Raw genomic sequence first — 14,271 nt, forward strand, 5'->3', positions numbered from 1 at the left:
AAAGCCCCCCATGTAAGGGAGGCTTCTTGGATTTCTGCATACGGGCCGAGAACTAGTAGCTCAGCAGTTCACTATCCCATTCCGGATCGGCAAAGACATCGTCTTCGGCCTCGCCGGCGGAGGAAGCGAGTTCCAGTTCGTCACTATCGCTCCACAGCAGGTCGCTCTGATCGCTTCCCAGCGAGCTGAAGGCCAGTTCGGTGGTGAACTCGTCGAGAACGATTTCCGCTTCAACCGTGTCCGAGTCGCCCGTTTCCGAGGCGATCACCAGATCGGAAGCAACTACCTGGAACTTGCTGTAGGACTGCAGGGCAGGGGCCGTCGGAGCGACGACTTCCGTTTCAGTCTTCGTTAGCAGAGCCGCTACTTCAACTTCCGGCGTGGCCGAAAGCATCTCTACTGGCTCTTGTTCCAGCGATTCACCCTGAGCGTTGTAGGTCTCCAGGATGGCGGTTAGCCTCAGCAAGTCGAGAGGCGAGAAGCGTCCGTCGGCATTAATGTCGATGAACATGTTGAAGTTCGACGAACCGCTACCGAAGTTCGGCAGGTTGCGAGAGCCATTGGTACGCAGTTCCTTCAGGATCGTGACGTAGTCCAGGCTGGTCAAACTGCCGTCGTTGTTGACGTCAGCGGCAAAGTTCTTGTTGTTGAACGCCAACTGATTCGCGGTAACCGTTGTTGCCAGCGGATCAATCGGAGCCACCAAAGTAACCGTGGCCGTTTCGGTGAGGCCAGCCGAATCCTTAACCGTGTACTCGAAAGTAATGTCTTCGGTCAGGTCCATCACGCCGGCACCATCAAAGATGATCCGCGTTCCGTCCGGCGAAACATAAATGTCCAGCGGCGGCGTTGTTACCGGGCTGATGTTGGTAACGCTGCCTGGGACGATCGTCAACGAACGGTTGAAGAAGCTCGTATCGTTGGCCAGAACGTTAAAGACCTGACCATCGGTGTCTTCTTCGTAGGTAAAGACGTCGTCGACCGCAATCAGACCGCTATCGGCAGCTTGAGTGATGAAGACCTTGTAGTCTTCGATTTCGCCGAACGAGTCATCAGCCGTTGGGCCGATGTTCAGCGTCGGACCAACGCGGAAGCGGATGTTAGCAGCCAAGCGAGCTGCATCCGGCAGAACGGAATCGTCGAAGATGTTCTGCGGAATGGTAAACGTGTAGTCGTGCTGACCAGGGGTCAGCTTGACGTTGGTGAAGATGCGTTCGTTGGCATCGTTGAAGTCACCATCCTTGTTCAAGTCGAGCCAGGCGTTGAGAACAACGTTGTTGTGCTCGACACTGGAAATGATAGTAACCGTGTTGGTTCCCTTCTTGATGCCGTTGCCGAAGAAGACACCGTCGTCTGCGATCGGGCTGGCTCCGAGATAGGCACCTTGAACAACCGGCGTGCTGCCACCCAGTCCACCGTTGCCGCCATCGGAACCGGCGATCACGCCGAATTCAAGTGGTGCACTCAGCGTTGCCGTTCCATCATTGGCGATGGTAACGTAAATCGGAGTGGTCGTCGTCACGACAGCACCAGGGCTTGGAACTGGCATGATCCGGAACGTGCCGGAATAAGCCGATCGCATGATGAATTGACCGGCGGCATTCGCGGTAGCGGTTGGTTCGCACAGACCGATGATGCCGTCGCCGTTGTAGTCGAGGAAGAACTTCGCACCCCCGACACCCATTTCGATGGCATCGTGGAAGCCGTTCATGTTCAGGTCCTCGAAGGCCAAGCCAATGATACCTTGGGTGGTTCCGCCAGGCACATCGGCAGCTGGCATGATCTGATCGTTGAAGAAGGCGACTCCAGCGGCAGCGACCGAGATCGATTCGCCAATATAGCGTTGTTCCAGCGAAGACAGATCGCTATCAAACCCGCTGTAGTAGTAAGTCGCGCCAGCGGCATCCACCATCGTATCGGTGATCCCCAGCAGTTGACCTTCCGGCGTCACTTCAAAACCATCCAGCGGATCCAGACCGGTTTGCAGCGTGGTCGTCAAAGCGCCCGTCGGCAGGAAGTCGTGGTAGGTGGTATCACCGCCCGAGGCACCGACCCACAAGTCGAGTCCACGGTCGTTAACCGCATTGGCAATGTTATCTTCCACGGTCGCCCACAAGTCCATTTCCGTGGTCGAAAGGCCATCGGTGACGGCCGCTTCGCTGGAAAGAACGATGATCAGATCGTGTTCGATCAGTTCATTGAAAACGGAAGGGTCGATGAAGTTAATGTTGTAGAAGTCGGTACGTTCGTAACCGGTTGCTTCTTGCGTTCCGTTAGAAAACGCCCAGGCAACATCGCCGTTACCCACAACCGCGATCGAGTACTGCGACTTGGGAATTTCGGTTGTCGTACCACTGCCACGCAGGAAGTCGAGGATGACTTCGTCGTAACCCAGTTGCCCTGGGTTGGCACCATCGAGGATGGCATGGTTCGAGGCGAAGAAGTTACCGCCAACGGCACCGGCGAACGAAGTCGTCCCGTCCGGCAGAGCAACACCGCACACGTCGACTCCACCACCACCGCCACCGCCGCCACCGATACCTTGCACAACGGTCAGGTTCGCATCGGTGATGTCGTAGAAGATATTACCGACGGCTTCGATACGGAAACGTACCTGACTTGAGGCAACATTCGGAACGGTCAGTTCTTCGCTACCATCGTTGGAGGTGCTGTCGGTCACGACTTCGCTGAAGGTCAAACCACCGTCGACCGACATCGTGATTCGCACGTTCTGTGCGTTGATCGCCCCGGCATTGGTTCCGGCAACATCCCAGGTGAACGTAAACAGATCACCACCGGTCAGCGTCAGACCTGGCGTTGGGTCGATGAAGCGGAATGGGGTTCCCGTGTTGATGACGGACACCACCATGTTGTCGCTGTTGATTTCCGAGAAGGTACCGTTGTTGTCACGAACGGTCACTCGGAAGTTGAGATCACGGTCAGTCGCTGGGTAAACTTCGCCAATCGACAACGTGTTGTTCAACACGTCGTCGTAGGCGGGGAAGTAGCGCTGGTTGCTCGTGGTTGGAGCGGTAAAGGTGAAGATCGCGTTGCTGCCGTTATCTCCTGTGGCAAGCGTTGCGGTCGTACCTTCATCCATTTGTTCCCAGGTGTACGTCAGCGTGTTCCCTTCAGGATCGGAACCGTTGGCGGTCAACACAAACGGTGTGTTCGCGGGGATCACATAGTCCGCACCGGCATCGACCGTTGGCGTTTGATTGCCGGTCGCGATTCGAGTTCCGACATTCGGAATCGAAGTATCGACGTAGGTCAGAATCTGATCAAAGCTGTACGCGCTGAAGTAAGGAATCGACTCCGCGGCAAGGTCGTCGACGCCGCAGGTACCGGCGTAGCTCATGATCGTAATACCGCTACCAGGCTCGACGGCAGCGCCGGTTCCTTCGGTACCAGGCGAGCCATTGCACGACGACCAGGTGTGGTTGGCACCAAACTGATGCCCCATTTCGTGGGCGACCAGCAGATAGAAGAAGTCGGTATCCAGTTCCCAGAGCGTCGAGACACCCATGGCCTTTTCGGCGTCGACACCGACGTCGCCGGGGCCGTAGCCACCAAAGCCAAAGGGATGGTAGCCGAACATGTGACCGATATCGTAGTTCGCGGCACCAATCGCATTGGTGACGGCCGTTTGGTTTTCGCCGGCCGTCGTGGTGATCAAGTCGTTGAACGTGTTGATGTCGGAGTAAGGATCATTCGCTGGATCGGTGAAGATGATCTGATCGTTGTTCGCCACCAATTCCATACGAATACCGAGCTCGGTCTCGAAAATGCCCGAGATTCGGTTCATGGCAGTCGTCACGGCGGCCAAACCATTGGCAACCGTTCCACCGAAGAACTGGGTGTATTCGCCGTTGGCCGCGATCGCAGCACGGTAAACCCGCAATTCTCCGGCGGTGCTGCGGGCAACGGGGTTCAAGTCCAGATTGAAATTCGAGATCGCTTCGCCTGCGAGAGCCAAAGCGTTGGCATCGGGGTCTTCAATACCGTCGTCGTGATCTTCAACACCGAAATTGAAGTTAAAACCTGGCGCATCCAGATCAGGGGCGATGATGTCGCTGCGGAAGTAAGACGTATAGTAATCGTCTTCCAGGTGGTAATAAGGATCGATGAGATAGCTGCCTTCGGGGCTCAAAACCTGAGCGTGAAAACCGATTGGCGTGATATCCATGCGAAGCGAACCGAAATCGTTATCCAACGAATGACCAGTGAAGGTCATGATTTCGGTGTACTTGGCGGCCAGGTCAGGATGCATGACGTAAGTCGAGAAGACCTCGAACCGCTCAAAGGTTCCGTCTGGTCGCGGCAGTTCCACGACGATCCCGCTCTGACCCGAGAACTCATTAGCGGCCGTCGCGAGCAAATCTCGCATCGCGTCGGCATCAAGTGCCAATTCTTCATAGCTGGTGGCGAGTTCTTTACCTTCAGCACCGGATGGACTGGCAGGAATCGTTTCCAACGATTGCCACAAGTCGGCAGAGAGCATCGACCGGATTTCTAGCTGTTCTAACTGACTTCGATGCACGTCATTAGGGCGACGCTTCGAGGATTTACGGTTGCCGCGGCGCTTCATGGAATCACTCCCCTTACGCAGGATGAATCTCAGGTTGTTTCTGATGAAATGGGCGAACAAGGCAAACTGCAAATTGAACGAGCGATAATGATGAGTATCTGCGCCAGATCAAAAAGAGGTCGTCTCCAGGCTCCTCAGTGAGCCCTGCGGAAACTCCGTAACTTGCCTTGCCCCGCCATGTAGGTAGTTTGACGGAATATACTTAGACTGACGATAGTTACGAATGTTCCGATTTTCTACCCATTTCCCCAGAAATTGACAAAAACGATTCCCCCCGGCAGGCTGGTAACTGCCAGAAGAATCGTTGTAAGTGTCCATTCAGCGCAAAAAAATAGGGCCGACCAACTGGCCGACCCTATTTGAGATTCTTCTAAGACCGAAGTGAGACCACCTTACCAGGTGTACTCGAAACCGACCGTAGGACCGTGATAAAGAGCGTTCCCGTTGTCGTTAATGAACGCCTGGCGTCCGGCGAGGGCCGTTCCCAGTGGGCTGGCACCCCCAGTTTGGAAGTTGAACGAGTCACTCCCCAGGGCGATGCCGTCGATGTACACGATCTGGTATCCGGCTCGCAGGGTACCGCGAGGAACAATCTTGAAGGTACTCAGGAAGCCAGCTTCGAGAACCATCGAGGCCCGTCGCGAGGCGGCCGTTTCCTGCAGCACGGTCGTGGCATTGTTCAGGGCGATCGTCGAGTCCTGGGTGGCACGGTTACCGTACACACCGATTTCACCGAACATCGACAAGGTCCAGCGAGTCGTCAGACGCAGAGCCGAATCCATACCGAACTGAGCACCGAACAGGTCGTTGTCAGCGTCGATAGAGTAGGCCAGGTCGCCCGAAGCACCCATCGTGTTGTAGACGGCGTCGTCGTCAACGCGAACGTATCGCATACCAACCCACCACGAGCTTTGCCACCAGCAGTTAGCCGAGGTGAAGAAGCGTCGCATGTTCAGCTCGAACGAATCGAAGCGATTCGAGGTCGAGAAGATCTGCAGGCTGCCTTGATCGGTTTCAGCATAGCCACCAGCCGGATCGACACCGAATCCAGAGAATGGCGAGTACAAGTCACCAACACCCTGAACCGTTTGCGTCGAAGCCCAGTTGCCCATGCCCATATAGCTGAATTCGAGGTAGCTACCGACCATGAAGGTGCGGTTGAGCGACATCCGGACACCACCTTGGTTGGTGAAGTCGTAGTTGTCAGTCCCGAAAACAGGGTTATTAGCACCACCTTGCGAGGTCAGCACGGTCGAGTTGTTACCTGGCTCGAACATGAAGAAGGTCGCATCAACCACAACGTCAGCCCAACGCGGAGCACATGGACCGCCGTAAGGAGTCATGTCCCAGGCGTTGCCAATCCCGCGGCTGAAGCCACAGTAAACGTGACCGCCGGTCAAGCCGCAGCATCCGCCGCAACCAGCACCGCCGCAACCTTGGCAGCTTCCATCGGCACATGGCTTGCCCAGATGACCGCCGTGGCCGCCACCCATGCACTGCTGGCAACCAGCACCGCCGCAGGCCTGACAGCCGTAGCCACCCCAGTGGCTCGCTGGCATCACGCTAGGATCCATCATCGGACCGCCAGGACCGGCCATTCCGTAGTCAGGCCCCATGGGCATTCCGTAACCGGCGTACATGACGCCGCCCGGAGCATAGCCGCCGGCCATGCCTGGCATCATCATCTGGCCGTACGGGTCCATCGCCATGTAAGGGTCCATCCCCGGCTGCATTTGCTGCATGGGCTGACCTTCCGGATGACGTTCAACGCGCCAGTCACCGCCTGCGATACTCGCAACAGCGGACGACTCCTGCTCGATCGTCTTCTGACCGGTTTGGTTGGCATAGGTTGTCTTATCAGCGTTTGCCTGTCCGGCTAGTAACACTGTGGACAACGTTAAGGCGGTCCACAAGGTAGTGGCTCTCATGGGTTCCTCTTTCGCAATCGAAAGGCAACTGGATGGCCCAGTGGTCGACAACGGTTGGTGAATTGGCATTCAGGAGGTCGCCACAAGGACAGACCCCAAGTGCATCTCAGGTTGAATCTTCGATACCTTCAACACAACCAATCGGCACGGAAACGCAGGCAGAACCAACACTTTCAGTACGAGCCGCAAAGATTTTGCAAATTAACATCGAACCTCCCATCGCTAGCGTCGCCAGCTATGGTGCAAGTACTCGATTCTCAACGGCAAGATGCCAGCAGATATGAGTTGGCCCAAGAAACAAGAAAAATGGGATCTCAAAGAGACACAGAATCCCAGCCAGATGGTGGATATTGTGCTGACGGTACGGCCCCAATGGTCAGTGACTATTAGTAATGCCGCAAACAGGGCGATAAGCCTACCCCTCCCGAAGGATATCTGCTACAATAATAGTGGATCTTCCTCCAGCAAAGTCCACTCATGGTGGCCATTTCGATCGCAACATCAGAGTAGCCACGGGACATCCATACTATTTATTTCGCTTCATATCACCTTTCCCCTGCTGCCCATGCGGGCCCTTTGACAAGGAATAGAACGAATGCAAATACCTAAGAGAATAGGCTTTACGCTTGTCGAGCTATTAGTGGTCATTGCCATCATCGGCGTATTGATCGCCCTGTTGCTGCCGGCCGTTCAACAGGCCCGGGAAGCCGCTCGACGCATGAGCTGCAACAACAACCTGAAGAACCTGGCTCTGGGACTTCACAATCACCACGATACCTTTGGCAAGTTCCCCTCCGGTGGCGATCATTCGACCGATGACGAGCGACAGATGTGGGGCTGGGGTGCCCATATCCTGCCGTTCATCGAGCAAGGAAGCCTGCACGATCAGCTGCTTGTATCTCAGCAGGATCTGAAAGTCACCTTAGACAACTCCACGCTTCGACTGCTGACCCAAACACCTTTGCAAGTGTTCATTTGCCCCTCCGATCCAGGAGGCCCATTGATGAATGGCGGCAAGAGCAACCTGAATAGTGGAACAGGGCGGCACTTCAGTGGCGACGCCAACATTGGTACATCGTTCCGCGTCGCCAAGTCGAACTACGTGGCGATTTGTGGATTCTTTGACGTCAACCATCAGAAGAACAACGGCACGCTTTACCGCGGCAGCGCGCACCGGTTTGCCGACATTACCGACGGTACCTCGAATACCTTTTTGTTAGGCGAACGGAATCTCCGCTGTGCACAAGGGGCTTGGGTTGGCAACCGCAACATGCCTGGCAGCGGACCTCAAGGGGCCGACTATACGATGGGACGCATCAGCCGCCCACTGAACGACCCGCAAAACGACTCGAATCAATGCGTCGAGGGATTTGCCAGCCAGCATCCCGGCGGAGCACTATTTGCGTATGCCGATGGTTCGGTTCATTTCATCTCCGACACCATTAACTACAGCAATGACGGTGTCGACGGAAACGCCACGCAGAACAATACGGATCCGCCTGTTCTCGATTTCTCGGATCTCGGCATCTATCAGCGGCTGGGGATTCGCAGCGACGGTCAACCGATCGGCGAGTACTAATCGACATTTCCCCAGCGATATGAATCGTTCATATCGCTGGGGTCTGTTTGTTGAAGACCTACTCAGACGGAAATGAAATACAATGAAAAACCGATTCCTAGTTGTGTTACTCTTTGGATCCCTTTTGCTGGTCGGTTGCCAGGGGGGCGACACGGAAGCAGTCACCGGCACCGTGACATTAGATGGAACACCGTTGCCCAATGCCGAAATCGTATTTACTCCAGAAGAGGGCGGTCGCCCCGGCTCGGCGATCACGAATGATTCTGGCAAATATGATTTGCGCTATACCGTCGACAAGCCAGGTGCCCCGGCGGGTAAATACACGGTGGTAATTCGAACCGGCACATCCAAGCTTGGATCAGACGGAAGCGAAGTGAAGGTCCCGGAAGTGGTGCCTGCGAAGTACAACCGCAAGACCGAACTCACCGCGGAAATCATCGATGGCCGTACGAACCAATTCGACTTCGATCTGAAATCGAGCAACTAGCCTCGACCATGAAAGAACACAGCCAATCGCCGCATTCGTTGCATGGCGGCCTTGGCTGTCTTTAAGCGATCTCTGACGCTTGCACGCGGTGTGACTTTCTCCAAGCCCACCAGTTCACCCCGCACGAAAGCAGAAAAGCCAGCAGGCCAACGGCTGCCGTCGCATAAGTCACCAGGGCGGGATCCGAGTCCCACCCGGTACAGCCATCCAAACAGTATTTGATGAACGACCCCGGCAGGGGACCTTCTCCCAACGCACGCTTTACTTGCCAATGCCAGTCGGTAAACGGACAGTATCCCCATCCGTAATACGGGCTAAGCACTGTCCACGAGGCCAGCGTCAATAAAATCAGGATCAAATGGGCCTTCCGCGTCCGTTCAAACGCCCAGCCCAGGGCATTGAACGCGGTCAGGGCCAGATGAAAGATCAGCAGGAAGTAGTCCAGAAAGATAAGCATCACACATGGTCCTGCGGCTCGGTAAAGGGAGAGAAAACTCTGACTTACCTAGAGGACGATGCAGGCCAGGCAATCGATTTCGTGGTCGATCCGCCAGACAGCCAGAGCCGATCGCCGATTAGCCACACGACGCATCTAAGCTGTTGCTAAGAAAGGACATGAAGAAGACGAACTTCCCCGCTCAAGAAACATTGGAAGGGCAAGCCTGGCGTGCAGGCTGCCCTTCCGGTCCAATCGCTCCCAGTAAGGAAGTAGGCGGTGATTAGGGGATCCAGTAAACGGCCCCCAGCACGGCTGCGGCCTGGAAGGCGGCGCCGCGGGCACTCAGTGGTACCGGTGGAATCAGGTGCGGAGCACAGTTGCCTGGTCGGTAGTAACCCAACGCATAGCGGCATTCGGTCGGCGGATACATGCCCATCTGGTAAGGCAGCAGTGCCGCACTTCCGAAGAAGTGAGCCCCCGACAGGGCAACCTGCGAGATCGGACCGGTCGTGTGACCGTAGCGTTCCAGTGCTCGTTCTTCAAAGTACAGTGGCTTGTGGCATAGTGCCGAAGCGGTCCAGTTGACTTCCAGCGGAGCCCAGTTGCGGCCCATGAACGGCTGATCGGTCCAACCACATTCGTACGGCAAGTTCCAATGAGCCGTCAGGAAGCACTTCTCGTCGCTACCCAGGTCTTGGATACGAATCCGCTTGATTTCGTTACCATCGTCGATCAACACCCGGCGATCGCGAATGTCGAGCATGCGGCCGTCGGCCACAATGTCGCCATGAATGTTACGCCACTGGCGGGACGGAGCAGCTTGCATGGCCTGGGCCTGCATCGACTCGGCCACGGCCTCATCGTCTTCGTCCGGAGCAAACGGCGAAGAGATGTCGAGCGAGATCTTGCGAATGTTGAAACGACCGAGTTCGTTGCGAATCTCGCGGCAACTGTCCGACTCTTCGCAGCAGTTGCGGTCCAAGTAAACCTGTTCGCAATCAGCGTCCGACTTCTTCGGAATCTCAGGCTGCGTACGGAACAGCGGCGGCGGCAGATCGTTACGCGAACGGGGTGGCGTTTGCGGCGTCATCGGCTGCATCGGAGTGATTTCTGGCATCGGCTTTTCCGCAGGCGCTTCTTCCATCGGCATCGGCTCGGTAGGAGCCGGCTGCATGGGGACTGGCTGCATCGGAGCCGGACGCATCGGCGGCGTGGAAGGGACTTCCAACATCGGCGACTCAGTCATTGGTGCCGGCATTGGCTCTTCGGCAGGGCGGCTCGGCGGGGCCGAGAACCGGCTTGGCGGCGAAGTCTGCTGAGCGGTGTAGCGGGGGATCTGGTCGCCGAAGGGATCGTTGAACGGGTCAGCCGGGGGGAGCGTCGAAGCGTTTTGAACGACCGAGTGACCGTCCGCAGCGGACAGTTGCACATGCGAAGCAGGCTGAATCTTGCTGGCCGGCTGTTGGGCCGGAGCGCTGATCTTGGAAGAAGGTCGCCACTTGAGGTGGCTTTGTACCGCGGTGGTACTTTCGATCGGTGCGGCTTCCACAACCGAACGAGGCAGAGTACGCGGTGCCTGGGCCTGGGCCTCGGCAGCGAGTCCGCCCAGCACCACGCCACCTTGAACCATCAAGGTGGCGATTAGCTTGAAGCTATTCGTTGTCGTGTGTCTCCGGGCTGTAGTTAGGAGACTCTTGAGTGATCGCGATGTCATGAGGATGGCTTTCCCTAACACTAGCCGAGGTAACTCGGATAAAGGTGGCGTCCTTGCGCAACTCCTCGATGGTTCGCGTTCCGCAGTATCCCATGCCGGCTCGTAATCCGCCGACCAACTGATACACGAACGCGTTCAAATTACCTTTGAACGGCACACGACCTTCAACCCCTTCGGGGACCAGCTTGCCACCGTCGGTGACACTGCCTTGTCGGTACCGCTCTTTAGAGCCTTTCACCATCGCTCCGAGGCTGCCCATCCCGCGGTAAACCTTGAAGGTTCGACCTTGGTACAGAATCACCTCGCCAGGGCTTTCGGCCACGCCGGCGAACAAACCGCCAATCATAACCACGCTAGCACCTGCTGCGATCGCCTTGGTAATGTCGCCCGAGAATCGAACGCCGCCGTCCGCGATGATCGGAATTCCATATTTCGCGGCGACCACGCTTGTGTCGTGAATTGCCGTGATTTGAGGAACACCCACCCCGGAGACGACTCGGGTTGTACAGATCGAGCCAGGCCCGATGCCAACCTTAACCGCGTCCGCGCCCGCTTTGATCAAGTCTTCGCATCCTTCCGCAGTCGCCACGTTGCCGGCGATCACGTCGATGTTCCAGTTCTTCTTAATCTCGCGAACGGTCTCGATGACATTCTTGGAGTGCCCGTGAGCACTATCCACTACCAACACGTCGACGTCGGCATTGATGAGACTTTGAACCCGGTCGAAATCCATCACACCAACGGCGGCTCCAGCCCTCAAACGTCCCATCGAGTCTTTGGACGCCTGGGGGAACCGGTTCATCATGTCAATGTCTTTGATCGTGATGAGACCCGTCAGTTTGTAATCTTCGTCAACCAGTAAAAGTTTCTCCACCTTTTTAGCCGTTAAAATTTGCTCAGCTTCCGTAAGCGTTACGGTCCCCGTTGCTGTCACGAGGTTGTCTTTCGTCATAACCTCGTTGATAGAAAGGTCATTCGACTCAAGGAAGCGTAAATCGCGGCGGGTGATGATACCAGCTAGCTTGCCATCAGTACCAATGATAGGAACGCCCGAAACGTGATGCTGATCCATCACACGCTTCGCTTCGTTGACCGGTGCTGTCGGTGGTAGCGTGACCGGATCGACGATAATCCCGTTGGCCGAACGCTTCACCTTGGTGACTTCTTCGGTCTGCACTTCGGTCGACAGATTCTTATGGATCATCCCCAGGCCACCTTCTTTGGCCAGGGCAATCGCCATCTCCGATTCGGTGACCGTATCCATCGGCGAGCTCAGCAGCGGAATGTTCAAGGCGATGTTCGCCGTCAGCTGCGTCATGGTCGTCACGTCCGCTGGCACAAAGTCGCTATAGCGCGGGGCAAGCAGCACGTCATCAAACGTAATCGCGACCTTGGCAAAGCGATCTTCCATAGACATTCAAACTCCAGTCGGCTTATGGATACGAGCAAGTCAGGGTAGAGAAACCCTGCATTATGCACCAAAGCATGCACTTATGGCAACGCGTGGAACTTTAGAGAAAATCCACAGCCAAGGGGGTTTTGTGAGCGTTATTGTCCCCGTGACTATTTACCCTGCCAGGTCGGCCGGCAGTACCAGACAGGCGACCTCGCGATGCCCTGGCAAATGGTGAAATGGAATCGACAGCGACCTGGGGGCTAAGAAAACTCAACCGAGCGTCGGCTAAACAGGTTGTACTCGAATTCTTCCAGCACGAACTTTGGTTTCCCCTCATGAACGCTCGCTGCGCCAGCGGTCACCAAAAGTGGCAGAAAGTGATCCGGCGTAGGATGATTACGCTGCACCTCAGGCCCCTTCGTCGCGTAGTCCATCAGCACATCGTAGTGGCGTCCTTCGATCGCGGCTTTGGCCCAATCGTCGAAGTCTTGGGCAAACGTTGGCGTCTGCCGAGGCAGACCACGCCGCAGTTCCTGCATAGGATGGGTAATGTTTCCGCTGCCGACGATCAGCACCCCTTCGTCTCGCAAGGGTGCCAGGGCTTGGCCGAAGTCGAACAACCCCTGCGGCCCCTCGCGGCTGGGCATCGAGATCTGCAGCACCGGCACATCCGCCTGCGGATACAAATGCACCAGCGGCGTCCAGGCACCATGATCTAACCCACGATCCGACCGAGCCACCGAAGACTTCGGCAGAATCGACTCGATACGCGAAGCCAATTCCTTCGCCGCTGGGGCGTCGTAGCGCACTTCATATAAAGGACGCGGGAAACCACTGAAATCGTAGACCAGCCCCGTCGGCTGCGTGGAGCTGAGCATCACCGGTCGCGTCTTCTCCCAATGAGCCGACACCACCAGAATCGCCTTGGGACGGGCAAGTTCCTTCCCCCACTTCGTAAACGGAGCCCCACGCACCGGGTCGACCGCCAGTTCCGGTGAACCGTGAGCAATGAAGATCACCGGCATTCGCGCGGTGCTATCAGTCCCGACTTCACTTGGCTCGGCCCATGCCTGTCCAGTTGATTGACTCGATATCGCCATCGCGACTCCTCCTGCAAGCAATTCTGAAGTAAAAGCCCGACGGCTGATCGGCGATTGCCCGTTATTGCTCGTTACGTCCATCGACACCATCCCTGAGACCTTGCCTGGCTGAAACGACTCGCACGCCAGGATCGCTCCTGGCTCTATTTATTTATATATCAACTATACATCGATAAACAACCCCTCTTATCTGGGATGAAAACCCGCGGCCTGAGAAAAACCGCCATCGACCTTATCCCCCACGCGATGTAAGGTCCCCACCACAGCTTTCAGCAAGTTTCCCAGCCCCCTGGAGACAACCCATGAAGACCGCTTCTACCGTGATTGTTGTGTTTTTAATCCTCATTGCCGCGGCTTCCTGGTCCATGGCAGAGGAAAAGCCAGCTCCCACCCAGGCAGAAATGGTGACACTGAAGATTCGTGTCTTGGAAGCCAACTTCGGCGAGATCCCGCGAGAATTGGCATCTCCCCTGATCATGACGGCGACCGGCCGTGAGGTCCGTTTCCAAAGCGGAGGTAAAGTGAAATCGAAGTTCGACGACGAGACCCATGATATCGGTACACGTGTCGTGGCGAAGATCGACGCCCTGGGCGAGAACAAGTACCGACTTAAATTCGAGGCCTCGTTGGGCAATGCCACCCTGCCAGAACAAGAACCAGAGACCGAGTGTTTTGTCCAACAGAAGCTAACGGCGAGGATCATCGTCGAGTCAGGCAAAATGAAGAGACTACCAGTCTCCTCCCATTGCTGGTACGAAGTAACCGTTGGCGATCCCAAGCTCATGCATTTGGATCGCGGCAACGGCCTCGACCCACAGCCGACCACGGAACCTTCAACCTCCGGAAGATAATAAGGCTATCCCGACATGGTCTATTTCCGCACGTGCATCACCAAGATCGACTCCAGACGAGATGCAGTTGATGATGCGTTTGGGCTATTTGCGATCTGAGAGTGCGTGTCCGTGTGGCACGTCTATCTTCCGCTTCACATTGCCGAGGGCGGCAGTGCCACCCGTAAACTTGGAACTCACCGCGCCCCC

The 14,271-nt window shown here is 56.2% G+C and carries 9 protein-coding genes; 3 read left to right on the forward strand and 6 right to left on the reverse strand.

Translation table 11 applies throughout. From position 1 onward, the window contains the following. Positions 1-52 precede the first annotated feature (52 nt). Complete coding sequence (locus C5Y96_RS21525) at positions 53-4,588, reverse strand: reprolysin-like metallopeptidase (protein WP_105357681.1); 4,536 nt, start codon at positions 4,586-4,588, stop codon at positions 53-55. Between the two features lie 392 nt (positions 4,589-4,980). Continuing rightward, positions 4,981-6,516: a hypothetical protein gene (locus C5Y96_RS21530; protein ID WP_105357684.1), complete on the reverse strand. Its 1,536-nt coding sequence runs from the start codon at positions 6,514-6,516 to the stop codon at positions 4,981-4,983. A gap of 595 nt (positions 6,517-7,111) precedes the next feature. On the opposite strand from C5Y96_RS21530, the gene C5Y96_RS21535 reads away from it, so the two are divergent. After that, complete coding sequence (locus C5Y96_RS21535) at positions 7,112-8,095, forward strand: DUF1559 domain-containing protein (RefSeq protein WP_105357687.1); 984 nt, start codon at positions 7,112-7,114, stop codon at positions 8,093-8,095. Positions 8,096-8,177: 82 nt separating this feature from the next. After that, positions 8,178-8,582, forward strand: coding sequence for a carboxypeptidase-like regulatory domain-containing protein (locus C5Y96_RS21540; RefSeq protein WP_105357689.1), 405 nt, complete (start codon positions 8,178-8,180; stop codon positions 8,580-8,582). A 61-nt stretch (positions 8,583-8,643) separates the two neighbouring features. Here the strand turns inward: C5Y96_RS21540 and C5Y96_RS21545 are convergent, their stop codons facing one another. The 4 genes from C5Y96_RS21545 to C5Y96_RS21560 all read right to left on the reverse strand — a co-directional run bounded on the left by C5Y96_RS21545 (position 8,644) and on the right by C5Y96_RS21560 (position 13,231). Next, positions 8,644-9,039 carry a DUF2784 domain-containing protein gene (locus C5Y96_RS21545; RefSeq protein WP_105357691.1) on the reverse strand — a complete coding sequence of 132 codons (396 nt, stop codon included), beginning with the start codon at positions 9,037-9,039 and terminating at the stop codon, positions 8,644-8,646. A gap of 262 nt (positions 9,040-9,301) precedes the next feature. Further along, on the reverse strand, positions 9,302-10,735 hold the full coding sequence (locus C5Y96_RS21550; protein WP_146115759.1) for a hypothetical protein: 1,434 nt from the start codon (positions 10,733-10,735) through the stop codon (positions 9,302-9,304). After that, complete coding sequence (guaB, locus tag C5Y96_RS21555; protein ID WP_105357697.1) at positions 10,674-12,146, reverse strand: IMP dehydrogenase; 1,473 nt, start codon at positions 12,144-12,146, stop codon at positions 10,674-10,676. Before guaB ends, C5Y96_RS21550 begins: the two co-directional genes overlap by 62 nt. Positions 12,147-12,391: 245 nt before the next feature. After that, positions 12,392-13,231 carry a DODA-type extradiol aromatic ring-opening family dioxygenase gene (locus C5Y96_RS21560; protein ID WP_158261356.1) on the reverse strand — a complete coding sequence of 280 codons (840 nt, stop codon included), beginning with the start codon at positions 13,229-13,231 and terminating at the stop codon, positions 12,392-12,394. 302 nt (positions 13,232-13,533) lie between these two features. Between C5Y96_RS21560 and C5Y96_RS21565 the strand changes: the two genes are divergently transcribed. After that, positions 13,534-14,082, forward strand: coding sequence for a hypothetical protein (locus C5Y96_RS21565; protein WP_105357702.1), 549 nt, complete (start codon positions 13,534-13,536; stop codon positions 14,080-14,082). The last annotated feature ends 189 nt before the right edge of the window (positions 14,083-14,271 follow it).

The organism is Blastopirellula marina (genome assembly GCF_002967715.1).
Lineage (GTDB): Bacteria > Planctomycetota > Planctomycetia > Pirellulales > Pirellulaceae > Bremerella > Bremerella marina_B.